Annotated in this window: 25 protein-coding genes; 6 read left to right on the forward strand and 19 right to left on the reverse strand. The window is 62.1% G+C overall.

Going from position 1 to position 23,779, the window contains the following annotated elements; genetic code table 11:
- Positions 1 to 122: 122 nt before the first annotated feature.
- The 9 genes from RG540_RS14785 to ruvC all read right to left on the reverse strand — a co-directional run bounded on the left by RG540_RS14785 (position 123) and on the right by ruvC (position 5,186).
- The gene (locus tag RG540_RS14785) at positions 123 to 632 is read right to left on the reverse strand and encodes an NUDIX hydrolase (RefSeq protein ID WP_038589309.1); all 510 of its coding nucleotides are present in this window, start codon (positions 630 to 632) and stop codon (positions 123 to 125) included.
- Positions 633 to 637: 5 nt separating this feature from the next.
- Positions 638 to 1,537 (reverse strand): metallophosphoesterase, encoded by a 900-nt coding sequence (locus RG540_RS14790; RefSeq protein ID WP_038589312.1) that lies wholly within the window; start codon positions 1,535 to 1,537, stop codon positions 638 to 640.
- A complete protein-coding gene (ruvB, locus tag RG540_RS14795) occupies positions 1,538 to 2,578 on the reverse strand; it encodes a Holliday junction branch migration DNA helicase RuvB (RefSeq protein ID WP_038589315.1) in 1,041 nt (346 codons plus the stop codon). It lies immediately after the preceding gene.
- The gene (locus RG540_RS14800) at positions 2,575 to 2,979 is read right to left on the reverse strand and encodes a PIN domain-containing protein (protein ID WP_051909436.1); all 405 of its coding nucleotides are present in this window, start codon (positions 2,977 to 2,979) and stop codon (positions 2,575 to 2,577) included. Before RG540_RS14800 ends, ruvB begins: the two co-directional genes overlap by 4 nt.
- A complete protein-coding gene (locus tag RG540_RS14805) occupies positions 2,976 to 3,206 on the reverse strand; it encodes an AbrB/MazE/SpoVT family DNA-binding domain-containing protein (RefSeq protein ID WP_244446569.1) in 231 nt (76 codons plus the stop codon). The genes RG540_RS14800 and RG540_RS14805 overlap by 4 nt, the downstream gene beginning before the upstream one ends.
- 127 nt (positions 3,207 to 3,333) lie before the next feature.
- The gene (ruvA, locus tag RG540_RS14810; RefSeq protein ID WP_038589322.1) at positions 3,334 to 3,951 is read right to left on the reverse strand and encodes a Holliday junction branch migration protein RuvA; all 618 of its coding nucleotides are present in this window, start codon (positions 3,949 to 3,951) and stop codon (positions 3,334 to 3,336) included.
- Between the two features lie 12 nt (positions 3,952 to 3,963).
- Entirely contained in the window at positions 3,964 to 4,380 is a 417-nt protein-coding gene (locus RG540_RS14815; protein ID WP_038589324.1) for a type II toxin-antitoxin system VapC family toxin, read from the reverse strand.
- The gene (locus tag RG540_RS14820; RefSeq protein WP_038589327.1) at positions 4,361 to 4,621 is read right to left on the reverse strand and encodes an AbrB/MazE/SpoVT family DNA-binding domain-containing protein; all 261 of its coding nucleotides are present in this window, start codon (positions 4,619 to 4,621) and stop codon (positions 4,361 to 4,363) included. Before RG540_RS14820 ends, RG540_RS14815 begins: the two co-directional genes overlap by 20 nt.
- A 55-nt stretch (positions 4,622 to 4,676) precedes the next feature.
- Complete coding sequence (gene ruvC / locus RG540_RS14825; protein WP_038593890.1) at positions 4,677 to 5,186, reverse strand: crossover junction endodeoxyribonuclease RuvC; 510 nt, start codon at positions 5,184 to 5,186, stop codon at positions 4,677 to 4,679.
- 191 nt (positions 5,187 to 5,377) lie between these two features.
- On the opposite strand from ruvC, the gene RG540_RS14830 reads away from it, so the two are divergent.
- From RG540_RS14830 to RG540_RS14840, 3 genes are all read left to right on the forward strand, one after another.
- A complete protein-coding gene (locus RG540_RS14830) occupies positions 5,378 to 6,790 on the forward strand; it encodes a methyl-accepting chemotaxis protein (RefSeq protein WP_038589330.1) in 1,413 nt (470 codons plus the stop codon).
- Between the two features lie 130 nt (positions 6,791 to 6,920).
- Complete coding sequence (locus RG540_RS14835; protein WP_038589333.1) at positions 6,921 to 7,928, forward strand: LLM class flavin-dependent oxidoreductase; 1,008 nt, start codon at positions 6,921 to 6,923, stop codon at positions 7,926 to 7,928.
- Between the two features lie 86 nt (positions 7,929 to 8,014).
- A complete protein-coding gene (locus tag RG540_RS14840; protein ID WP_038593893.1) occupies positions 8,015 to 9,607 on the forward strand; it encodes an inorganic phosphate transporter in 1,593 nt (530 codons plus the stop codon).
- An 87-nt stretch (positions 9,608 to 9,694) separates the two neighbouring features.
- On the opposite strand, the gene RG540_RS14845 is transcribed toward RG540_RS14840, so the two are convergent.
- Positions 9,695 to 10,441, reverse strand: coding sequence for a YebC/PmpR family DNA-binding transcriptional regulator (locus RG540_RS14845; protein ID WP_038544911.1), 747 nt, complete (start codon positions 10,439 to 10,441; stop codon positions 9,695 to 9,697).
- A gap of 192 nt (positions 10,442 to 10,633) precedes the next feature.
- Between RG540_RS14845 and RG540_RS14850 the strand changes: the two genes are divergently transcribed.
- On the forward strand, positions 10,634 to 11,146 hold the full coding sequence (locus tag RG540_RS14850; RefSeq protein WP_038589336.1) for a pyridoxamine 5'-phosphate oxidase family protein: 513 nt from the start codon (positions 10,634 to 10,636) through the stop codon (positions 11,144 to 11,146).
- Between the two features lie 24 nt (positions 11,147 to 11,170).
- Here the strand turns inward: RG540_RS14850 and RG540_RS14855 are convergent, their stop codons facing one another.
- The gene (locus RG540_RS14855; RefSeq protein WP_038589339.1) at positions 11,171 to 12,016 is read right to left on the reverse strand and encodes an MBL fold metallo-hydrolase; all 846 of its coding nucleotides are present in this window, start codon (positions 12,014 to 12,016) and stop codon (positions 11,171 to 11,173) included.
- Positions 12,017 to 12,217: 201 nt separating this feature from the next.
- On the opposite strand from RG540_RS14855, the gene RG540_RS14860 reads away from it, so the two are divergent.
- Positions 12,218 to 12,949 carry a dienelactone hydrolase family protein gene (locus RG540_RS14860; protein ID WP_038589342.1) on the forward strand — a complete coding sequence of 244 codons (732 nt, stop codon included), beginning with the start codon at positions 12,218 to 12,220 and terminating at the stop codon, positions 12,947 to 12,949.
- A gap of 77 nt (positions 12,950 to 13,026) precedes the next feature.
- Here the strand turns inward: RG540_RS14860 and RG540_RS14865 are convergent, their stop codons facing one another.
- Positions 13,027 to 14,961, reverse strand: coding sequence for a DEAD/DEAH box helicase (locus tag RG540_RS14865; RefSeq protein ID WP_038589345.1), 1,935 nt, complete (start codon positions 14,959 to 14,961; stop codon positions 13,027 to 13,029).
- 298 nt (positions 14,962 to 15,259) lie between these two features.
- Here RG540_RS14865 and RG540_RS14870 point away from each other — a divergent pair, with 298 nt between their 5' ends.
- Positions 15,260 to 15,751 (forward strand): hypothetical protein, encoded by a 492-nt coding sequence (locus RG540_RS14870; RefSeq protein WP_244446570.1) that lies wholly within the window; start codon positions 15,260 to 15,262, stop codon positions 15,749 to 15,751.
- 6 nt (positions 15,752 to 15,757) lie between these two features.
- Here the strand turns inward: RG540_RS14870 and RG540_RS14875 are convergent, their stop codons facing one another.
- The 7 genes from RG540_RS14875 to RG540_RS14905 form a co-directional block, all read right to left on the reverse strand.
- The gene (locus tag RG540_RS14875; RefSeq protein ID WP_038589350.1) at positions 15,758 to 16,582 is read right to left on the reverse strand and encodes a TIGR00282 family metallophosphoesterase; all 825 of its coding nucleotides are present in this window, start codon (positions 16,580 to 16,582) and stop codon (positions 15,758 to 15,760) included.
- Between the two features lie 2 nt (positions 16,583 to 16,584).
- Positions 16,585 to 17,187, reverse strand: a complete 603-nt coding sequence (locus tag RG540_RS14880; protein ID WP_038589353.1) for a 5-formyltetrahydrofolate cyclo-ligase — start codon at positions 17,185 to 17,187, stop codon at positions 16,585 to 16,587.
- Positions 17,184 to 18,410 (reverse strand): hemolysin family protein, encoded by a 1,227-nt coding sequence (locus tag RG540_RS14885; protein ID WP_051909639.1) that lies wholly within the window; start codon positions 18,408 to 18,410, stop codon positions 17,184 to 17,186. Before RG540_RS14885 ends, RG540_RS14880 begins: the two co-directional genes overlap by 4 nt.
- A gap of 321 nt (positions 18,411 to 18,731) precedes the next feature.
- Positions 18,732 to 19,760: a sensor histidine kinase gene (locus RG540_RS14890; protein ID WP_038589360.1), complete on the reverse strand. Its 1,029-nt coding sequence runs from the start codon at positions 19,758 to 19,760 to the stop codon at positions 18,732 to 18,734.
- Positions 19,761 to 19,769: 9 nt separating this feature from the next.
- Positions 19,770 to 20,213, reverse strand: a complete 444-nt coding sequence (locus RG540_RS14895) for a response regulator (protein WP_007751932.1) — start codon at positions 20,211 to 20,213, stop codon at positions 19,770 to 19,772.
- Positions 20,210 to 21,709 (reverse strand): sensor histidine kinase, encoded by a 1,500-nt coding sequence (locus tag RG540_RS14900; RefSeq protein WP_080724951.1) that lies wholly within the window; start codon positions 21,707 to 21,709, stop codon positions 20,210 to 20,212. The genes RG540_RS14895 and RG540_RS14900 overlap by 4 nt, the downstream gene beginning before the upstream one ends.
- 131 nt (positions 21,710 to 21,840) lie before the next feature.
- The gene (locus RG540_RS14905) at positions 21,841 to 23,649 is read right to left on the reverse strand and encodes a diguanylate cyclase (RefSeq protein WP_038589368.1); all 1,809 of its coding nucleotides are present in this window, start codon (positions 23,647 to 23,649) and stop codon (positions 21,841 to 21,843) included.
- Positions 23,650 to 23,779 lie beyond the last annotated feature (130 nt).

Raw genomic sequence — 23,779 nt, forward strand, 5'->3', positions numbered from 1 at the left:
CGGAAAGCAATGCGCAGATGTTCCAGCCGGCACGCCAGGGCCGTTCATGCGTCAGTCGGCACGACAGCCGGCGATCCACGGCCTCGGCCTTTCAAACCCGCTGGAATGCCCAAAAGGCCGAACTAGGATTTCAGATCCAGATCGCCGTCGCGCCAGACGAGATGGCGCGGACTGACCGGCAGGTTCTCGATCTCCTCGGCGATGAAATACGGCGGGATGTCGAGCGCCCGGAGAGCCTCGCTTGTCGCCGGCACCCATTTGAATTCCAGATCGTGCTCGTCCTTGATTCGATGGACGATATCCGTCGGATGAAACGGAAAGGTCTCCGGGATGTCCATCACGTAATAATACCCGAGTTCATGCCAGTCGCGGTCTTCATAGTGGAAGAAATTCTCGACCGACCAGAGCAGCCGCCCGACAGTTACCTCGACGCCGATCTCCTCGACCATCTCGCGTTTGAGTGTCTCTTCCGATGTCTCGCCGATCTCCGCCCGCCCGCCCGGAAAAGTCCAGAAGGCCTCGTCCACGGCGCGATGCACCAGCACGTAACCGTCCCGGAACCCAAGCCCGGCAATCCGCATCTGGAAAATGCGCTTGCTCTTGGTCTTGATACGGATGCGAGTGCGCGCCATGCGGTTTACCCCAGTTCGATCACGACGATTTCCGGCCTCGAACCCACTCTTACCGGCAGGATGGAACAGCCGAGGCCCCGGGACACGACGAGATCACGCTCCCCCTCACGATAATGTCCGGCCGGATAACGGCGCGAGCCCTGCGACGCAGCGGCGGGCTGCCAGCCCAGAATATTGATCTGGCCGCCATGGGTATGACCTGAAAGCGTCAGACTGACCCTCTCGCTCACCTGCGGAAATATGTCCGGCTCATGTGCCATGAGCAGCACCGGCGAGTCATCGTCAATCTGCGCGAGCGTTCCCGGAAGATCGTCGATGCCCCTCATCATCGTCCGCTTGAAGTCTTTGCCGGGGCGCAGAGCCATTTGATCGCCGAGGCCCGCCAGCCAGAACGAGTGGCCGTCTTTCTCCAGCCTGACGGCCTCGTTGATGTAGGTCGGTATTCCAACGGCCCTCAGTGCAGCCGCCGCGATATTCTCGGCGAGGGGATCTCTCTGGAATCTAAGATCCTCCCAATGGTCATGATTGCCGAGCACCGCATGAACGCCGAGCGGCGCCTTCAGCACCGAGAACACCCGCGACCAATCCGCCGACGGGATATGCTCGGTCAGCAGGTTCATTCCCGACACGTAATCACCGAGCAGCAGGATGACATCCCCGTTCAGCGCATTGGCCGCCGAACAGATCGACCCGATCCGGTCGAGGCTCATCCACGGCTCGCAGGCGTGGATATCCGCAAGGACGACAACGCGCAGCTTCAATCCCGGCGTCCATCGCTTGGGCGTGACGGCATATTGCGTCAACCGAGGCCGTGCCATCACCTCCACGAAGGGATAGGCGGCCAGAGCGAACAGGGTCGCAACTCCTCCGGCAAAGGCCTTGAGCAAAGTCCGCCTTGTGAACACTCAGTCATCCTCGAGATTCATCCGGAATTGCGCTGCCTCAAGATCCTTCGGCGGCTGCATTCCCAGATGTTTCCACGCGTTTGCGGTCAAAACGCGGCCCCGTGGCGTGCGCTGGATGAAACCCTGCTGGATCATGTAGGGTTCGATGATGTCCTCGATCGCATCGCGCGGTTCCGACAGGCCGGCGGCGATCGTCTCGATGCCGACCGGGCCGCCGCCAAAATTGACGGCGATCATGTTGAGATAGCGTTTGTCGAGCTGGTCGAGACCCATATTGTCGACCAGCAGCCGGGTCAGCGCCTCGTCGGCGATCTCCTTCGTCACCGCCTCGGCCTTCGCTACTTCGGCGAAATCGCGCACCCGGCGCAAGAGCCGCCCGGCGATGCGCGGCGTGCCACGGGCGCGGCGTGCGATCTCGCGGGCGCCTGCATCGGTCATCGAAAGGCTCATCAGCCGCGCACCGCGCCGGACGATCAGTTCCAACTCGTCGACCGTATAGAAGGACAACCGGATGGGAATGCCGAACCGGTCGCGCAGCGGCGTCGTGAGCAGACCGGCCCGGGTGGTGGCCGCAACCAGCGTGAACTTCGAAAGGTCGATCTTCACCGATCGCGCCGACGGGCCTTCGCCGATGATCAGGTCGAGCTGGAAATCTTCCATCGCCGGATAGAGGATTTCCTCGACCGCCGGGTTGAGCCGGTGGATTTCGTCGATGAAGAGCACGTCCCGCTCCTCGAGATTGGTGAGCAGGGCCGCAAGGTCGCCTGCCTTGGCGATGACCGGGCCGGATGTCGAGCGGAAATTGACGCCGAGTTCCTTGGCCATGATCTGCGCCAGCGTCGTCTTGCCAAGCCCCGGCGGGCCGACGAACAGCACGTGGTCCAGCGCCTCGCCGCGGTTCTTCGCCGCCTCGATGAACACCTTCAGGTTGGCGCGCGCCTCCGCCTGGCCGGTGAACTCGTCCAGCGACTGCGGGCGCAGCGTCGTATCCAGGTCTTCACCCCGCTTTTCCGGCGTTATCAGGCGGGCGGGTTCACTCATGCGAGAAGTTCCATTCCGGGGACGCGCGAAGCGGCTTTCTTATCGAAGGTTTTAATGGATTTGCATCCCTCTTCCAACGAGCGGCCGGCGATGAGAGCATCAGCGAAATCCACGTTCGTGTTTTCAACCTGCCGAAGCGCAGCAACGACAAGCGCATGGCTTTCTATCACAAGCCCGCGCGTCCGCAGCAACTTCCCAATGGCAAGTGCGACTTCCTTTTTCTTGAAACCATATCGCGATCGGAGGGCCCAATCGAGTTCAAGCAGACTGATAAGCGTTACAAATGCGGTATATTCCCGGCCCAGTCCTTTTGCGAACTCTTTCGCTGCTGCCATTTGCTGTGGGTCATCCGCAACCAGCGTGCGCACGATGACGTTGGTATCCAGCCCCAGCAACGTCATTCCGCTGCATCCGCTTGTTCATCGTCGCCGATATCAAGGACATTGGCTCCGCCAGCGGCCAGCACGGCTGCGTCGATTTCCTCCAATGTTGCAGCGCCGTTCGGCGGATTGCCGAGAAGACCGACAAGGTCGCCGAAATCGATATTCTTCGGTGTAATCACGAGATCTCCGTTCACCACCGAATAAACAACCTCATCTCCCGGATGCAAATTGATCGCTTCCCGCAAATCTTTCGGTATCGTCAGCTGCCCCTTGCCGGAAAGCGTAAGCGTCCAACCCATAGCACGTTCCTCCGATAAAACTGCGATTGGAGGAAATAATACGATTATTCCGATAAACTCGCAAATTTTCCACTCACCGAGCCAGTTCCTTCAGCCCCAGCCGTATGAGCCTGGCGCTATCGCCCCCCTCGCCGCCGTTCTTGAGAGCTGCCGCAACCGCGTTCGCGGCCTGGTCTCGGGAATAACCGAGATTGGTGAGCGCCGAGACGGCATCGGCAACCGGTGCTGCGGCAACGCCCTCGCCAAGCTCCTGCTTGAGGCCGATATTGCCCGAAGCCTCGCCGGCAAAGGCAGGCGCCTTGTTTTTGAGTTCGGTGACGATCCGCACCGCGACCTTCGGCCCGACGCCGGGCGCACGCGAGACTGTCGTCTTGTCCTGCAGGGCAATGGCGTTGGCAAGCTCGGAGGGGGTCAGGGTGGAGAGCACCGCGAGCGCCACCTTGGCGCCGACGCCTTGCACACTCTGCAGCAGGTTGAACCATTCCCGCTCCAGCGCCGTCAGGAAGCCGAAGAGCTTGAACTGGTCCTCACGCACATAGGTCTCGATGAACAGCACCACCGCTTCGCCGACCGAACCCATCTTCGACAGCACCCGCGACGAGCAGAAGACCTCGTAACAGACGCCATGAACGTCGACGAGCACATAGTCGTCGCCGATCTCGTCGATAGTGCCTTTGAGCTTGCCGATCATGAAAGATGTCCGTCAGGGATGGGTTTCGGGGGAGATGATGTCGAGCGAAGGGAAATAGGCGCGGTAACGGGCTGCATCACGGGTCAGGAGACGATGAGAACGGACCACGGCATGCGCGCCGATCAGGAAATCCGGCAGAGTCCGTTCACGAAGTCCGCCGGACCTGCGGTAGGAAAAATGCGCCTTGCCTGCCTGAAATGCCGCATCATAAGACAAGGTCTCGCGCTTCATGCCGAGCCAGCCGAATGCCAGGACGATCTCGAGCTCGCTCAGAGGCGATGCCGACAGTTCCGACCAGATGACCGGATTGAGGATAAGTTCGCCCTCTTCCGCGCACCGTTTCAATGCACGGAGCGACCACGTTCGCGCCGGAGTGGCGGACCCCAGCATATCGATCAGCACATTCGTATCAACGACGGTCGAGGTCATCGCGCGGTCCCCGAAGCCAATCGATATACTCATCGGTCGTCATGCCGCCTAGATCCCAGGTGCCCTTGACGCTGTCCGCCCATTCTTCGAAGCTCTTGTAGTCCTGTTTGCTGTCGTCGAGCCTGACAAGCCTCACGCCATCATCAGACACGACAAAATCCACCTCCGATCCCGGTCCGATCTTCAATCGGTCGCGGATTTCCTTGGGGATCGTAACCTGGCCTTTTTCAGTAACGCGCATGGTAATACCTCTGAGGTATTACTTATCGGCCAAACCAGAACAAGTCAAGAACAAACTAGCCGGCGAGCGCGGCGCGCATGCGCTGGCCGCCGCGGTTGTGGGCGTGGCAGATGGCGATTGCCAGCGCGTCGGCGGCGTCATTGCCCTTGAACTCCGCCTTCGGCATCAGGATCTTCAGCATCATGTGGATCTGCTGCTTTTCACCGTGGCCGACGCCGATCACCGATTTCTTGACAGCATTCGGCGCATATTCGGCAACCGGCAGCCCGGCCCGTGCCGGCACCAGCATGACGACGCCCCTCGCCTGGCCGAGCTTCAGCGTCGCGACCGCATCCTTGTTGACGAAGGTCTGCTCGACGGCCGCCTCGTCCGGCTGATAGGCATGCACCACTTCCGCCAACCCGTCGTGCAATTGGCAGAGACGGGAGGCGAGGTCCAGGTCGCCGTCGGAGGTCACGGTGCCCGAGGCGACGAATTTCAGGCTGTTGCCGAGCGTCTCGATTATGCCCCAGCCGGTGCGTCGGAGCCCCGGATCAATGCCGATGATACGAATCGTGCCTGTCATGCCCATACCCTATCCTGATGCCCCAACCAGTGCCATGAGAATGTGAACAAACCGAAAACGCGAATAGAACGTCATTTACCTTCCGGTAACCATGCCGGGAAGGTTTGCTCCCTTTCGGGTCGCCGATCGGCAACGCCCAGGCGCCTCGCGCGTTGCAAATCGCGGCTTGAACGCAATGTGAGGAGGCAGCCATGATAGGCAGACATCATTCCCTTTCCGGCAAGGTGATCGGGCTTGTGCTGACGCAGAATGGGATTCTCGCCGGGCTCCTCTTTTATGTCGCCGACGCACCGACGCCTTTCGAAATGCTGGGCATAGCCGCGTCGCTGATAACGCTGACACTCGTCACCATCTCGCTTGCCGGCGCACTTATCAATCCGTTGCGGACAATCGCAGGAACCGTCTCGGAGATCGCCGCCGGCAAGACGGCGGTGCCACGCGAACATCTGGCCCGCACCGATGAAATCGGCTCGATCTCCCGGGCGCTGGAGCGGCTTTGCCGCGATCATCTCACCCGCCTCGTCGAAGACGAAGAGGAGCGCGAGCGGCAGGAGACGGCTGCGGCGGAAGCTCGCATGCGCGACCTTGAGGCCGCCGGAGACGAAGCACACGATCTGAAGGCCGTGGTCGAAGCGCTCGACGGAGGCCTGCGGCGCCTGGCGGTCGGCGACCTTACCGTCCGGATCGATATGCCGTTCCCCGAAAGATACGAGGGCCTGCGCGCAGATTTCAACCACGCCCTGACGATCCTGGAAGATGTGCTCGGAATGATCGGTAGCGGCGCCCACGACCTTCATACGGACTGTGCCGAGGCCTGCGCCGACATGGCGGCAACGGCCGAGGCCGGTGGCCGCCTGACGGCAGCCATAGCCAAGACCGCCGCGGATGTCGGTACACTTGCGGAAGCGCTCAAGGCGAGAAAGCTGCAGGCGCAGCACGCGGCCGACATTGCCCACAATGCCCGGCTCGACCTGCGCCCCCCGAAGGAGATGATGCAAGCGGCAACCGTGGCGATGGAGGCAATCCGCAAGGCATCGCTCAAGATCGAGCCCGCCGCAGCTAACATCCGGGAGATCGCCTTCCAGGCCAATATGCTCGCTCTCAATGCCGGCGTCGAAGCGGCTCATTCGGGGGAGGCCGAGGCCGATTTCAAGACCGTGGCCGAGGAAATCCGCGGACTTGCAGAGCGGGCCGCCGAAGCAGCCAAGGAGATCTCCGGCCTGTCGCGCAGGTCGGCGGAAGCGGCCGAACTCGGTGGCAGGTCTGTCGAGAAGGCCGGTGGAGAACTGGATGCGATGACGATCTATGCGGATGCCGTGCATGGTCACGTGGCGGCGCTCGCGGCAGGCTCCGGCAAGGAGATCGAAGCGATCGCAGCCGTCAGAACCACGATGACGACGCTTGCCAAGGCGAGCCGAGACCAGATAGGGGCGCTCGATGCGTTAACGGCGAAGCTCGGCCGCATGAACCGCGAGATCGGCGCGATCGACCACCATGCGGGACGTTTCACGCCCGTCACGATTCTCAATGCGGGAGGAGTGGCGGTGCCGGAGAGCCTCAAGCCCGTGAAACCCGGTTCGCACCTGCGGCTGGTCAAATCCTGATGTTGGAGGGGTCGTCCGTCACGACCCTTTCGACCGGCGCTTTTCTGTCAACCTCGGGGTCGTATTTCTGGACGTGACTGCCTAGATAAGTGGAACACTCTGTCAGTTATACCGCCTCCAGGACGTGCCGATGATCCCCTTTTCCATTCTCGATCTTTCACCCGTCGGTGAAGGTTATTCCGTGAGCGATGCGCTCGACCAGTCCCGCCGCCTGGCGATCAAGGCCGAGGAGCAGGGTTACAAACGCGTCTGGCTCGCCGAACATCACGGCATGCCAGGCATTGCCAGTGCCGCAACCGCGATTGTCATCGGCCATGTGGGCGCGGCCACCAAGACCATCCGCGTCGGCTCCGGCGGCATCATGCTGCCCAACCATTCGCCGCTGGTCATCGCCGAACAGTTCGGCACGCTGGAAGCCTTGCTGCCGGGCCGGGTCGATCTCGGTCTCGGCCGGGCGCCGGGAACCGACATGCGCACAGCAAGCGCGCTCCGCCGCAATCTCGATGCCGGCGCCGAAAGTTTCCCCCACGACATTCTCGAACTGCAGCGCCTGCTCGGTACGCCAGAAAAGGACCAGGGCCTGCTTGCCGTGCCGGGCATGGATGCGCACGTGCCGATCTGGCTGCTCGGATCGAGCATTTACAGTGCCCATCTCGCAGCCGCCCTCGGCCTGCCCTATGCGTTTGCCTCGCATTTCGCGCCCGACATGCTGATGGAAGCGATCTCGATCTACCGCGACCGTTTTAAGCCGTCTCTCCAACTCGACAAACCCTATATGATGGTCGGCGTCATGGGCGTCGCGGCGGAAACGGATGCCGAAGCGGAGCGCGCCTTCACCTCGTCGCAGCAGCAGTTCGTCAATCTTCGCAAGAACGTCCGCACCCGCTTTCCCAAGCCGCTCGACAGCATGGAAGGTTTCTGGACGCCGATGGAAAAGATGAACGTCGAGCACACGCTGCGTTACGCAGCTGTCGGCTCGGTTGCGACGGTGGAGGCAAAGCTCAGGGATTTCCTGGGAGAAACCGGCGCCGACGAACTGATCATCTCGATGCCGATCCACAATGTCGATGCGCGGCTGCGCTCGGTCGAATTGTTCGCCACCTTGCCGATGATGGAGAAACAGCCCATCCCCGCCTAGAAAGCAGGCGTCACAAGAGGTTCACCGACCAGAGTTAGCTTTTGTTAATCCTGGCAAACGCGGAGTACCGAAACGTGACAGACGCCATCGCTTCCAAACCCAGTGTTTCTCCGTCCTGCCACCCTCTGGAAAACCCCAGTTCACTCGGAAAATGGTTCATCCCCCTGTTCGGCGTCGTGCTGATCGGCGGCCTGGGTTATGTTGGTTATGCCCTGGCGAACGACCTTTCGGTCGCCAGTTCGGTTCCTTGGGCGCTGCTCGGCCTTGCGCTGCTGATCGCGCTCGGCTTCGAGTTCGTCAACGGCTTCCACGATACCGCCAATGCGGTGGCGACGGTCATCTACACCCGCTCCATGCCGGCGGAACTGGCAGTCGTCTGGTCGGGCTTCTTCAACTTCCTCGGCGTGCTGCTCTCAAGTGGCGCGGTCGCCTTCGGGATCCTGGCACTGCTGCCGGTGGAACTGATCCTGCAGGTCGGCTCCGGCTCAGGCCTCGCCATGGTCTTCGCGCTCCTCATCGCCGCCATCATCTGGAACCTCGGCACCTGGTATCTCGGCCTGCCCTCCTCCAGCTCGCATACGCTGATCGGCTCGATCATCGGCGTCGGCCTAGCGAACCAGTTCCTGGCGCCGCAGGGCACGGCAACCAGCGGCGTCGACTGGTCGCAGGCGAGCAATATCGGCCTGTCGCTGCTGATCTCTCCCCTGATCGGCTTCGGGCTTGCGGCGATCCTGCTTCTGATCATGAAGGTGCTCGTCCGCAACAAGGCGCTTTACGAAGAGCCGAAGGGCAACAAGCCGCCACCCTTGTGGATCCGTAGCCTGCTGATCTTCACCTGCACCGGGGTCAGCTTCGCGCACGGCTCCAACGACGGCCAGAAAGGCATGGGCCTGATCATGCTCATCCTGATCGGCCTTGTACCGACCGCCTTTGCACTCAACCGCACCCCCGATGCGCAATACCTGCATGCCTACGAACAGGCCTCGACGAACGTCGAGACGGCGCTGCAGAAATACGTCAAGCCGGGCGTCATGGTAACCGACACTCGGGCGGAAGTCGCCGACGCGGTCAGGAACAAGACCTGGAACGATACGACGACACTGGCGCTGCAGCGGTTCATCCACGCCTCGAGCGAGCAGATCTCGAAATTCCCGACGCTCGAAGCGGTGCCGACCTCGCTGGTCGGCAACATCCGCAACGACGTCTATCTGATCGGCGAGGCGCTGAAGCTGATCGACAAGAACAAGCTGCTGCCGATGCAAGGCGCCGATCTCGATGCCGTCAAGGCCTACCACCAGGCCGTCGACAACGCCACGAAGTTCATTCCGCTCTGGGTCAAGGTCGCCGTCGCGCTGGCGCTCGGCCTCGGCACCATGGTCGGCTGGAAGCGCATCGTGGTGACGGTCGGCGAGAAGATCGGCAAGACGCACCTGACCTATGGACAGGGTGCTTCGGCGGAAGTCGTCGCGATGGTGACGATCGGGGCGGCCGACCATTTCGGCCTGCCGGTCTCCACCACCCATGTGCTCTCGTCGGGCGTGGCGGGCACCATGGCGGCAAACGGGTCCGGGCTGCAATGGTCGACGGTGCGCAACATGCTGCTCGCCTGGGTGCTGACGCTGCCCGCCTCGATCGGCATCGCGTTTGTGCTCTACGTGGCCCTGCGCCAGATCTTCTGAGCGTCCAGATCTTCTGAGCATGATGTCCCTGAAATGCAAACGGCACCCAATCGGGTGCCGTTTTCTTGTCCGAGATCGGCCCTAATTTCAGGCCGAAAGCTTGGCCATGACCTCTTCGGAAACTTCGAAGTTCGAATAGACGCTCTGCACGTCGTCGTCGTCTTCCAGGTTGTCGATGAGCTTCAGCAGCGACTGCGCTTTCTCCTCATCCACCTCGATCGTGTTCTGCGGCCGCCAGATCACCTTGACGGTCTGGGCCTCGCCGAGCGTCGCTTCGAGCGCCTTGGACACTTCGCCGAGGCTTTCGAACGCGCAGATGATCGTGTGGCCATCCTCGTCGGTGGTCACGTCGTCGGCACCAGCCTCGATCGCTGCTTCCATCACCTTGTCCGCATCGCCGACGCTCGCCTTGTAGGTGATTTCGCCGACATGGTCGAAGGAGAAGGAAACCGAGCCGGTTTCGCCGAGTACACCACCGGCCTTGGTAAAGGTCGAGCGGACGTTGGAGGCCGTGCGGTTGCGGTTGTCGGTCAGCGCCTCGACGATGACGGCCGTGCCGCCCGGGCCGTAGCCTTCGTAACGGACGGAATCGTAGTTCTCTCCGTCGGAACCGGCAGCCTTCTTGATCGCCCGGTCGATATTGTCCTTGGGCATCGACTGCGCCTTGGCGTTCTGGATCGCCAAGCGAAGCGCCGCGTTCATGGTCGGATCAGGCAGACCCGTCTTGGCGGCAACGGTGATTTCGCGCGCAAGCTTGGAAAACATCTTCGACCGGATCGAATCCTGCTTGCCCTTGCGGTGCATGATGTTTTTGAACTGTGAATGGCCAGCCATGGCACCCCTGACACTTTAGCTTGTTCTGGAACTCGTTCTGGAATGGCGCCTTATAATTTCGAAGCCGGAGCCATTCAAGGGCATTTCCTGGGTAAGGCGAGGCTTTTCCTGATGCCGCCCCGCCGAAACAAGCAGGAACAAAGCCAAAGCCTTGCCGTTTGTTCACGCAGACGAACAACCAGGAGACAATCGATGGCAAGCCTTACCGAAGCCCGCGAAGCGCCCGAACGCCAGCTCTGGGACGAGATCAACAACATCCATGCCGGCATGCTCGGCATCGAGGGCTCGCATATGCACTTCCAGCCGATGGCGCCGAATGCCGATCCGAAATCGAGCACGATCTGGTTCTTCACCAAGAGTGATACGGACCTTGTACGCGCCATCCGCGCCGGCAGCCGCGCACATTTCTGCGTCGTCGGCAAGAACCACGATTACCACGCCTGCCTTTCCGGCACGCTGGAGATCCGTAACGATCGCGCCAAGATCGACGAATACTGGAGCGCCGTGACCTCGGCCTGGTACGAGCACGGCAAGGAAGATCCGCAGCTGACCCTGCTCGCCTTCCGGGTCGACGACGCGGAAATCTGGGCTTCCACCGACAGCACGCTGAAATTCGGTTGGGAGATCGCCAAGGCCAACCTGCATGACGAGAAGATGCCGGATGTCGGCGTCAAGCAGCACCTCGCCTTCCCGCAGTTCCACTGAACGCGAATAAGGCCGCGAGGGCGATCAGAGTCCCTGCGGCACCAATATCGTCGGCTTTTTCGGCAGGCTGCGCATCGACACCCGGATCGTCGGTTCCTTGGCATAAGCGATGTCGAACTTGGCGTCGAACATGGCGATGAAATTGTCGAGCGGCGGCCCCCAGCGGTGCATCGGCAGGATGAGCGAAGACCGCAGCCGCTGCACGACCCGGCTCATGCTGTCCGCGCCCATCGTCAAGCCGCCGTCGACCGGAACCATGAGGATGTCGAGGCGGCCGATCTCGGTATACTGGGCCTCATTCAGCTCGAAATGCAGGTGGCCGAGATGGCCGATGCAGAGGCCGGCAACCTCGAAGATGAAGATCGAATTGCCGTTTTCCTCGATGCCGCCGCCCCAGTTGCGGATATCCGACATGACATTGCGGATATAGACATCCCCGACCATCAGGCGATGCTGGACCTTCTCGCCCGGCACATCGCTCCACCCGTGCAGGACATGCTTGATCCCGGGGTCGGGGCTCAGCGTAAAATGGGTGGAATGCGCCTTGTTCATCGTTGCCACGTCCGGCAGGCGCGAGGGCCGATAGGCGCCGCTATAGTCGGTGGCGATGCCGACCCCTTCAGGGGTTTCGATGAAATAGGTGGAATGGCCGACAAAGGTGATCTTCACCTCTTCCCTGTCGGCCAGCGCCAAATTCTTTTTTGCCTGGGCGTACTGCAAACCGGACGGGTTGAAGCTCGCAAAGGTGACACCGGGCAGCTTCTGGGCGATCGCCTGGCACTGGCTGACGGGCAGGCCATCCTGAGCGAACGCGGCGAAGGCGGAGAGAAGGAGACCGGAAAGACCGAGTGCGAGAGCCCGTAGCATCATGCTGATCCCAAAGAACTGCGTTCATGCTCATTCCCGGCGAAAACATGCGGCAATGCGAAAGGCCGGTCCAGCCGCAATCGCCAGGGCCGGCCTCACAATTCTGTCATTGGCCGAGGTCACGGAGTTGATTATTGAAAAGCCGCGGCAGCGCGCCGACATAAGCTCGCCGGCGTCCGGTCGGAAGCGCGAGAGGATATTTTCATGAAGCGTGATATTGAGATCAAGACCAAGGACGGCACCGCCAAGGCCGCCGTCATCCAGCCTGCGAACGGCGCTGCAACGGACAAGGGCGTCATCCTCTACATGGATGCCTTCGGCCCGCGCGAGGCGCTCTACTGGATGGGCCAGCGCATCGCCGATGCCGGTTACGCCGTGCTCGTTCCCGATCTTTATTACCGCTCCGGCGACTATGGTCCGTTCAACGCGCGGACCGCCTTCAGCGAGGAAGGCTCCAAGACCCGGATCAGGGCCATGATGCAGACAGCCACCCAGGCACTCACGGCGCAGGACAGCGCCGCCTTCATCGAAGCGCTGGAAACCGAAGGCGTCACCGGTGCGATCGGAACGGTCGGCTACTGCATGGGCGGCGCCCGCGCGATCACCGCCGCAGCCCATTATCCGGAGCGCATCAAGGCGGCCGCCAGCTTCCACGGCGGCAATCTCGCAAGCGACGCCGAAGACAGTCCGCACAGGCTGGCGGACCGGATCAAGGCACGGATCTATGTCGGCGTCGCCGGCGTCGACAACAGCTTTCCGCCGGAACAGTCAGCCCGCTTCGCCGAAGCTTTTCGCGTCGCCGGCGTCGATCATGCGGTTGAGAACTATGTCGGCATGGCGCACGGCTGGGCGGTGCCGGACCACAGCGTCTACGACAAGGACGGTTCCGAGCGCCACTTCAAGCGCCTGCTGACGCTGTTCGAAGAGACCCTCTGAAACGACAAAGGGGCGGCTCCGGGCCGCCCCTGGTCTCACTGAAATCTCGCAATTCCGGATGGCACGCTGTGCCTGGCCTACTTCCGGCGCTCGAAATTGCTGCTGTTGGCCAGTTTCGGCTTGTCCTTCTTCTTGAAAGGCTTGTCGTCCTTCTTGAAGGGCTGGGCGTCCTTGCGAAACGGCTTGGCATCCTTGTTGAAGGGCTTTCCGTCGCGTGCCTCGGCTGCCTTGGGGCCGCCAGGGCCTGCCGCGTTGGACGTATTCTTCCGCGGCTTGCCCTTCGCCCAGTCATCGCCGTGAGGCTCTTTCGGGCGATCGTCGTAGGACTTCTTGACATAGGGCTTGGCCGGTGCCGGACGGCTGAGGTCCGGGGCGCTGGTCAGCCGGGTGACGCGGATGCCGCGTTCCAGCGCCTTGTCCTTGCCAACCGCCTGCATGAAGGCGTCGGCATGATCGGCGGCGATCTCGACGAAGGTCTCGTCCTGCTGCATCTTGATCGCGCCGATCTCACGCTTGGTGACGTTGCCGTTGCGGCAGAGCATCGGGATCAGCCAGCGCGGCTCGGCATTCTGCTTGCGGCCAACCGATAGCGAGAACCATATGGCCGGGCCGAACTCGTCGCGCGACGGGCGCGGGGTCATCGGGAAATCGCCCTCGCCGCCGGCGCGCTCGCGCGGCTTGCGGGTATCCTGCTGCACCGAGATCTCGATCAGATCCTCGGGCGCCGAATATTTGGTGCGGTAGAGATTGACGAAGGCGGACGCCAGCTTTTCCGCGCCATGGCTCGCAACCAGCTTTGCGATGAGGTCCTGTTCTTCCTCGCGCGGCTTTTCGCTAAAGATCGGATCGGCCAGCAGACGCTCGTCGTCGCGGCGCATCACATCTTCGGCAGACGGCGGACGGTCCCAAGTGGCGGAAATACCGGCACCCGCCAGCAGGCGCTCGGCCTTGCGGCGGGCGTTGACCGGCACGATCAGCGCGCTGATGCCCTTGCGTCCGGCGCGGCCGGTTCGGCCGCTGCGGTGAAGCAGCGTTTCCGGATTGCTCGGCAGGTCGGCATGGATGACGAGGTCGAGACCCGGCAGGTCGATGCCGCGGGCGGCGACGTCGGTCGCGATGCAGACGCGGGCGCGGCCATCGCGCATCGCCTGCAGCGCATGGGTCCGCTCGTTCTGCGTCAGCTCGCCGGAGAGCGCCACGACAGCGAAATTGCGGTTGTTGAACCGGGCCGTCAGATGATTGACGGCCGCACGGGTCGAGCAGAACACGATCGCGTTGGTCGCTTCGTAATAACGAAGCACGTTGATGATCGCATTTTCGCGGTCGGCCGATGCGACGGCAAGCGCGCGATACTCGATATCGACATGCTGCTTTTCCTCGGCAGAGGTAGCGATACGGACCGCGTCGCGCTGATAGCTCTTGGCGAGCTTGGCGATGGCGGCAGGCACGGTCGCCGAGAACATCAGCGTGCGGCGCTCGGCAGGGGCCGAGTCCAGGATGAATTCCAGGTCCTCGCGGAAACCGAGATCGAGCATCTCGTCCGCCTCGTCGAGCACGGCGACCTTGAGGGCCGACATGTCGAGCGCATTGCGGCGGATATGGTCGCAAAGGCGGCCGGGCGTGCCGACGACGATATGGGCGCCGCGCTCAAGCGCGCGCCGTTCGCTGCGGATGTCCATGCCGCCAACGCAGCTGGTGATGACCGCGCCGGTCATCTCGTAAAGCCATTCCAGCTCGCGGGTGACCTGCATCGCCAGTTCGCGGGTCGGGGCAATGACGAGCGCCAAGGGCTGCCGCGCCGGGCCGAATTTTTCCGCGTCGCCGAGCAATGTCGGTGCGATCGCAAGGCCGAAGGCAACGGTCTTGCCCGAGCCGGTCTGCGCCGAAACCAGCGCGTCGGAGAAGGTGAGCGCGGGGTCGAGCATGGATTTCTGGACGGGGGTCAGCGTTACATAGCCCCGCTTCGCCAACGCCTTGGCGATCGCCGGGACGGCGCCGTTGTAATCGGTCATCTAAATCTGTCTTTCGGATTTTCGCGCGCGAAGCGCTGTGGCTGCAACACTCGCAGCCGAACTTGCGCCGTTCCTACTTATTTGCAGCGCAAATGTCAAAGAGCATGTCGGCGCGAGGTCCCGATCAAGGCCGCTATTGACGCCACAAGCTTAATATCTGACGTAAATCTCCCGTAAGTGGGGAATACCAAGCGGAGAAGGCCATGCCCGGCATTTTAAAAAAGCACTGCAAGCTCAGGCCGATACGATCGTCAGCGCCCTCGGCCTCGAGAATGCCTTGCGCTTGGCCGGAAATCCGGTGCGGGTCGGAAGCTCGGCGCTCGGCCTGATGGTCCGTCGCGATATTGACATCACCGTGGCCTGCGAAAGGCTCGACCCAGCCGCCCGCCGGACCGTCGCCGAGATCGCCGGAGAACTGATGCTCGACAGCCGCGTCGGCGCCGTGCGCTACCGCAACGATAGCGGCCTCTGGAACGTCGAACCTCAAAACTACCCGGACGGCTTCTATCTTGGCCTCACGTACCGGATGAAGACGGGCGAGGACTGGAACCTCGACATCTGGTTCATCGACGAGCCGGACCGGCAGCCCGACCTGAAACATCTGAAGACGCTGCTACCCCGCTTGACCGACGAGGTGCGGGAAACGATCCTCGCCATCAAGACCGAACTCGCCGCAACCGCGCCGAAAGGCGGCAAACCGGCTCCGAGCGCACTTGTCTATGAGGCGGTGCTCGATGGTGGTATCAATACGCTTGCAGGCTTCGAGGACTGGCTGTCACGCCGACCGTAGGCGGCATCACCGCCAGAACGACGGGATCGTCTCCGCAAGCCGCGGCCCGATCCGCAGCGGCTCGATCTTCTCCGCGAGACCCGTCACATCGGAAATCTCGATGCCGAGGCCACAGATGGTCGCGGGTCCGGTCGCCGCCTCGAAACGGCCCTTCGGCATTTTCGAGATGAAGCGGTTGAGCGGTTCTTCCTTGTCCATGCCAAGCGATGAGTCGTAATCGCCGCACATGCCGGCATCCGACATGTAGCCGGTGCCGCCGTTGAGGATCTGGCAATCGGCGGTCGGCACATGCGTATGGGTTCCGACCACCAGGCTGGCGCGGCCGTCGACGAAATGCCCGAAGCACTGCTTTTCGCTGGTCGCTTCCGCGTGAAAATCGAAGATGATAGCGTCCGCCTGCTCCTTCAATGGAGCCGCGGCAAGGATCGTTTCGGCGCTCTTGAAGGGGTCGTCGAGCTCGGGATGCATGAACACCCGGCCCATGATGTTGGCGACCAGAATACGTGCGCCGTTGCGAGCGTAGAAGATCCCGGAACCCTTGCCCGGTGTGCCGGCGGGATAGTTGGCGGGCCGCAGGAATTGCTCGTGGCGGCCGGCAAAGCTCACCGCCTCCTTCTGGTCCCAGACATGGTTGCCGGTCGTCACCACGTCGGCGCCGGCATTGATCGTCTCGAGGAAGATATCCTCGGTAATGCCGAAACCGCCGGCGGCATTCTCGCCGTTGACGATGACGAAATCGAGCTTCAGGTCGGCGACGAGGCCAGGCAGTTTTTCCCAGACCGCCACGCGGCCGGTCTTGCCCACCATGTCACCCAGGAACAAAAGGCGCATTCTTATCCAATCTGTGCGCGGCCCATGTCTTCGAAGGGCCGGTAACCGCTTTCCGTCAGGACAGCGTCTAGTCTGATATCATGAGGTTCGACGGGAACTGATGCCACTTCCTGGCAGTCGAAGGCAATCCCGATCAGCGTCGGGTTCAGGCCTTTTTGCTGCAGGCGGTGGATCGCCCGGTCGTAATAGCCGCCGCCATAGCCGATCCGGTGCCCACCGGCATCGAAAGCGGAGAGCGGAACCAGCATCACTTGCGGCTCAAGCTCGGCCGCGTCCGGCCCCGGGCCGAACGTGCCGAACACGCCCGGCACCAGCTCGCCGCCGCGCACCAGTTCGCGGAATACGATCGTCTTCTTGTCGAGGATGACGGGCACGCAGAGCCGCGCGCTACGATTCCTGAGATGCGCCATCAGCGGCCGCACATCGACTTCCGAGCGGATCGGCAGGAAGCCCGAAACGATTGCGCCGGCGTCGAGACTGATTGCTTCGGCCCCATGCGATGCAATAAGAAGGCTCTTCTCGATGCGCTCGACCGGCGGAATGGCATCCCGTGCGGCTAGCCGCGCGGCACGAAGCTCCGCCTTGGTCTTCAAGACGTCCGTCATACCTTGTCCGACCGCTTGACCAGAAGCTTGTCGATGCGGCGGCCGTCGAGATCGATCACCTCGAAAGTCCAGCCGTTCTTGGTGAAACTCTCGCCGAGTTCCGGCAGGCGTTTCATCTCGTCGAGCACGAAGCCCGCGACCGTCTCGTAGCCGGGATCGTCCCCGAGCGAAAACCCCATCTGGTCGGAGAATTCGTCGACCGGCATCCAGCCGGCGATCAGGAAAGAACCGTCGTCCCGCGCAACGATCGCAGGTTCTTCGTCGTTTTCCTCCTGGAACACGCCGGTGATGGCCTCGAGGATGTCGCCCGAGGTGATGATGCCTTCGAAATGGCCGTATTCGTCGTAAACGAGCACCATATGGGCCGGCGCCCGGCGCAGCGCCTGGATGACGTCGAGCGCACCGGTGAGGTCCGAGACGACGGGCGCTTCGCGCATGATGCCGCGGATATCCAGCGTCTTGCCGCCGGCGATGAAATCGTAAGCGTCCTTGACGAACAGCGTGCCGAGGATTTCGTCGGAACTGCCGTTGCGGATCGGCAGGCGGGAACGCTGCGTGGCACGCAGCTGTTCGCGGATTTCGTCCGAATTGTCTTCGATATCGATGACCTCGACATCGCGCCGCGGCGTCATCAGGCCGCGCGCGGTGCGGTCGGCAAGCCGCATGACGCCGGAGATCATGGCGGATTCTTCCGTCTCGATCACGCCGGCGCTCTGGGCTTCGGCAAGCACGGTGCGGATTTCCTCGTCGGTGACCCGGTCGCCCGACTCGCCCCTCTGGCCAAGCAGGCTGAGGACGATTCGGCCGGAAACATCGAGGAACCAGACGATCGGCGCGCCAACGGTCGCCAGCATTTTCATGGCGGGCGCGACACGGGCGGCAACCGCCTCCGGCGCGCGCAGCGCTATCTGCTTCGGCACCAGTTCGCCGACGATCAGCGACAAATAAGTGATGATGACGACGACGGTGCCGACGCCCAGCCAGTCGGCGAGATTGTCCGCCATGCCCTGCGCCTCGAACCAGGTGGTCAATCGCGCGCCGAGCGTGGCGCCCGAGAATGCACCGGACAGCACGCCGACGAGGGTGATGCCGATCTGAACGGAGGAGAGGAAGCGGCCGGGATCTTCCGCAAGCCGCATGGCTGTGGCGGCACCGCGATTGCCCTGTTCGGCCATGATCCGGAGTCGCACCGGACGGGAGGAGACGACGGCAAGTTCCGACATCGCGAGGACACCATTCAAAACGGTGAGGGCGATCACGATGAGTATTTCGGTTAACAAGAGAAGCTCTTTAATTGGAACAATATGCCTGCACGCGAAACGAACGTGCCGCCCCAAGGAGCGGCCCGCATCCATACGACCGCGCCAGGGGCGCTTCGTCGGCGATGCTTCGCGCACAGTTCGGAAAACCAGGACCGGTTCTCGGAGCTATGCACCTTCACTCGCATGCGTAAATCATAGGGTCGTCATGCGGGCATTGCAATGGTTGGAACAAAATGAAGGGTTTGCGCCGAGGAAGCCGTGACCCAGTCGCTGTCGCCGCAGCTATTGAAGGCTGACCGTCAGTTCGGCGCGGGTGCCGGCAAGAGAGGGCACATAATGGATCGTCGAACCGAGCGTCGCGGCCATGGACTTGACGATCCGGCTGCCGAGCCCGGTTCCTTTCGGCGCATCGCCCTCACGCCAACCGATCCCGTCATCTTCGACGGCGAGAAGCGCATCGCCCTCACCCTGGCGCTTGAGCAGCACCCGCACTTCGCCCTCGGTGCCGGCCGGATAGGCATATTTCAGCGCGTTGGTGAGGAGTTCCGTGACGATCATGCCGACGGAGACGGCGCGATCGGAGGTCAGCGACAAAGGTTCGGCATCGAGGCGGATCGACGGCCCCCCATCGCCGTTGACGGAGCCCTGGACTTCACGCACCAGCGTGCCCAGATATTTGTCCATCTCCACATGCCGGACGTCGTCGGATGTGTAGAGGCTGCGATGCATGCCGGCGATCGCGCTGATGCGCGCCTGCGTCTCCGAAAGAGCGGCCTTCACGTCGTCGCTCTTGCTGCTGGATACCTGCAGGCGGATGAGTGCCGCGACCAGCGCCAGGCTGTTGGCCACGCGGTGATTAACCTCGGCGAGCAGAACCTCGGCGCGCTCCTTGCCCAGGCGAATTTCCTGCTCGGCCTTTTCCTTGGCCCGCCGCAATTCGGCATTGGCGATGCCCTGCGCGATCGCGCTCTCCATCAGCGGCCAGAATTCCTCGCCGACCGTCTTGATGACATAGTCGGATGCGCCGCTCTTCAGCGCATCGATGGCGATCGTCGCGTCGCTGGAACCGGTGACGTAGATCACCGGAATGACCGAGTCCTGATCTTTCAGCTTGTGAAGGATATCGAGCCCGGTTCCGGTCTTCAGGTAATGGTCGAGGACGATCGCGTCGATACCGCCTTTTTCCACCGCCGCCATTGCCGATGCCGCGTCAACGGCGTGGACCACCTGATAACCAGCCCGCGCGAAATGGCGTTCTGCCAATCTGGCAAGCGCGAGATCATCATCGACATAGAGTATGGTTTGCGGCATCGCGTCTCGTTATTGTCCGGGTATCTGCATCACGGCAAAGAACAGCCCGAGCTGTCGAATGGCATGCGCAAAACTGTCGTAGTCCACCGGTTTGGTGATGTAGACGTTGGCGCCGAGATCGTAGCAGCGCTGGATCTCCCGCTCATCGTCCGTGGTCGTAAGGATGACCACCGGCAAACGCTTCGAGTGTGGGTTGGACTTCACCTTCTCCAGGATGTCAATACCCGACATGTCCGGCAGGTTGAGGTCGAGGAGGATCAGCAGATGGCGATCCTGATTCGAGTTTCCGGAACGATCCGCGCCGAGGATAAAATCAAGGGCAGCGTTGCCGTTGGTGAAGGGAACGATCTCGTTGTTGACGCCGGCGCGACGGACGTTCTTTTCGATCAGGCGCGCATGGCCTTCATCGTCCTCGATCATCACGATGGTGACTTCTTTACCGGCAGCCTTCATGACCCGTTACTCCTGACATACTGGGACAGATCCGTGGGCAACCGGATGACGAACGTCGCCCCGCCGCCCAAAGTGGACGTCACCGTAATCTCACCGCCTAAATTTCTAACTAATGAACGCACATGCGCAAGACCGATACCCTCGCCCTGTTGGTCCTGAACCCCCGAGCGGCGGAAAAGCTCGAAAACCCTCTCGTGGTCCTCCGGAGCGATGCCCCGGCCATTGTCTGAAACCTCTATTCTTATCGCAGCGCGGCCAAGCGGCATGGCCTTGACCGACAGGTTCAACGGCCGATCCGAATGTTTGTATTTCACCGCATTGTCGAAGAGATTGCCGAAAATCTGTTCCAGCGAAAATCGGTCGGTAATAAGGCCCCGCGCCTGGGCGACCGAAATATTCACCTCGCCGCCCGCTTCGCTGACCTGATGGTAGATGCTGGCGGCGGTCGCTTCGAGAAGCTCCCCGAGATCGATCCTCTCCGGCTTCAGTTCGCGCCGCCCGTCGCGGGAAATCTTCAGGATGGCGTTGATCAGCCCGTCCATCTTTTTGGTGGACGAGCGGATGAAGGCGATCGCCTCCGGCAGGTCCTGCTCGACGGCGACACGGGCATCGTTCACGTCGGTTTCCGACAGCGGCGTCCCGTCGGCCAGTACATAGGTGCTGATCGACTTGAGGCTTGCGTCGAGTTCGCTGGTGAAACCCATGATGTTGACCAGCGGCGCACGCAGGTCGTGCGAGACGATATAGGCATAACGCTGGATTTCGCGGTTCGCCTGGATCAGGTCCTCGGAGCGCTCGTTGACGCGCTCCTCGAGCCCGGCATTGAGCTCCTCGACCTCGGAGCGCGCCCGCTGAAGCTCGCGGACATGCTGGCCGACGATCAGGATCGCACCGCCGATGACGAGGATGATCATCAGTCCGCCGCCGATGGTGATCCACTGCAGCGCCAATGCCGAATCATTGAGGTCGTCGACCCCGGTCTCGATCCGCCCGTCCGTGTCACGGAGCAGCGTGCCGAGGATTGTCGTGATGCCTTCCATCAGCTGCCGGCCATAGGCGCCGCGGATGACTTCGATCGCCCCGATGGCATTGCCCTTCTGCACCATCTCCACCGTCGACTGCATCTCGGCGAGCTTGTCGTCGATCAGCGGATCGAGTTGGGCAAATGGGACGTGCATGGCGTCCAGATTGCCGGCAGCCCTTTTCAGCCGCTCGCGCAGTCGCGGAATAACCGTGCTCGCGGTCGTATAGGGTATCAGGAATTCAGCATCCTGCGTCAGCACGAAACCACGCTGGCCGGATTCGGCGGCCCGCAGGAAAAGCTGCATGTCCGCGGCAGCACTTCGAAGCTCGCGCAGCTTCACCACGTCCTGGAAATAGACCTGCGTTGTCCGTGCCAGGATGAAGGAGGACAGCACGATCGCCAACAGGATGGCGCCCCCGACCAGAAGCATCAACAGCGAAGATCGGGCGAAGGTGGATTTCAAAAAGGGCATCGATACGGCCGGCGAGTGAACAGGACGGCAAGAACTTGGGGGTGCGGCCCCCGTTGTCAAGCAAAGGCTGTAGAACAAGCCGATCGGCGGAGCAATACCAGGCGCCGCCGCGGTTTCTCTGCCTGCTGATCTCAAGCCGAGTTGAGGTTGCCCTTGTCCACCAGCTTCACGGCCCCAGCCAGAACCGTCTGGTTCCGTCCGCTGGCCTTGGCTTCCAGGAGGGCTGCGTCCGCCCGCGTGACGAGCGTCGAAACCGGTCCTTCGGCGGGTGAGCCTGCGACGCCGATCGAAACGGAGACGAGCCCGAGGATACGGCCGCCATGCGAAAGTGGCGTGGTGGCGATCTTCTGCCGCAGCCGCTCGGCAAGCTCGAAGGCGGCGGTCTCAGCCGCATCCGGCAGAAGGATCGTGAACTCCTCGCCGCCGAAGCGATAACAAGTTCCCGCCTCTCCGACGGTATCGAGCATCAGCTGCGCGACATATTGCATCACCATGTCGCCGGCATCGTGCCCGAACTCGTCGTTGAAGCGCTTGAAGCGGTCGATATCCATCATCAGGCAGGCGAGCGGCTGGCCCGGATGGGCGCGCCCATGGCGGGCGAGCGTCTCGTCAAGGCAGCGACGGTTGAAAAGGCCGGTCAGGGCGTCGCGCACCGAAAGGTTCGTCAGCCGGTCGCGAAGCTGCAGGTTGGCGACCGCAAGGCCGATATTCTCGGCGATCAGTTCGAGATAGAGACGCGAACTTTCCGCTGCCATGTCCTGGCCGGGACGTTCTTCGAAATAGAGAAGGCCGATCGTATCGCCCTGCGCCGTCAGGGGTATGCAGAGCCCGGCAACATCGCTTTCCGCGAGGTGCTGACAGGAAATGTCGCCCTGGCCGTGGTTGCTCAGATGCGGTCGCCCACGGCGCAGGCCCCAGCAGGCGCTAGTCGGGAAGGAGGCGGCTGAATGCTTCGGATCCAGCCAGCTGCCCATTCCGGCCAACAGCGTGCGGCTGTCGTTCAGCACATAGAGACGGCCGGCGAGATTGGGGAATATCTGCGGCGCAAAGCGCGAGACTACATCTGCCAGTTCGCCCTGGGTCTGGCAGGCCTGCAGGCGGTGCATCATCTGCAGGATGAGATCCTTGGTCAGCTGGTCGGCGCGGCGCTCGGCATCGAGACGATCCCGCTCCAGCCCGTTTTCGCGGAAGATGTGGATAGCCTGGTTCATCTCGCCGATCTCGTCTTGCCGGCGGTCGAGCGGCACTTCCACGGCATAGTCCTGACGGGCCAGCCGGGTGACGATGCCGGTCATGCGGGTGAGCGGCATGGCGACGCGGCGCTTGAGCACGAAATAGAGGACGCCGAGGAAAAGTGCTGCGGTGACGGCAAGCATCGTCTTTGCCGCAAGACCCCACAAGTCGCTGCGGGACTGCGCAAGCGCTACCGCAGTCTCAGTGCGCGCCTTTACCAGTTCCCGGAACCGGGTGACGGTTTCCAGGAGCCCGATCTGGAGGCGGTCATGCTCGGGACCGAACAATGTCTCCTGCGCCCCGGCCAAGTCGCCGTTCTGGTAGGCGGCCACGGCCGCCTCTTCGAGTTGATCCAGAGCATCGGCATCCTGTTCGACTTCGACCAGCGCAGAAAGTTCCGCATCGGATGCACCCAGTCCCTTGATGCCCTTGATCGCCTGTTCGAGCCCCTGCTCTTCTGTCTCCTTGTCGTGGAAGGCCTTCAGATGCCGGTCCTGGCCGCGCATCACGTAAAGCCGCGCTTCATCAGTGCGCTCTTCCGCGCCGAGCGCCAGCTGTTCGGAAAGCTCGTCGAGGGAAAGGTGCTCCTCGACGGCGACCCGCTCCTGGTTGGCGCTTCCGGCAGACAGCATGAAGGCGCCACCTGACAGCACAGTCAAGACGACCGTGACGCCATAGGCCCAGTTGGTGATCTCGTTGATACGCATGCCGGGAAGATAGTCCCCTCGTTTGAAAAGAGGATTAAGAGTATCGCTCAAACGTGATCACGCGGCGCCAAGTCCACCGTATGGTGGATAAATTGGAGAATTCTTATATAGATCTCGCCCGGCATTCGCA

The organism is Neorhizobium galegae bv. orientalis str. HAMBI 540 (assembly GCF_000731315.1).
Classification (GTDB): Bacteria; Pseudomonadota; Alphaproteobacteria; order Rhizobiales; family Rhizobiaceae; genus Neorhizobium; species Neorhizobium galegae.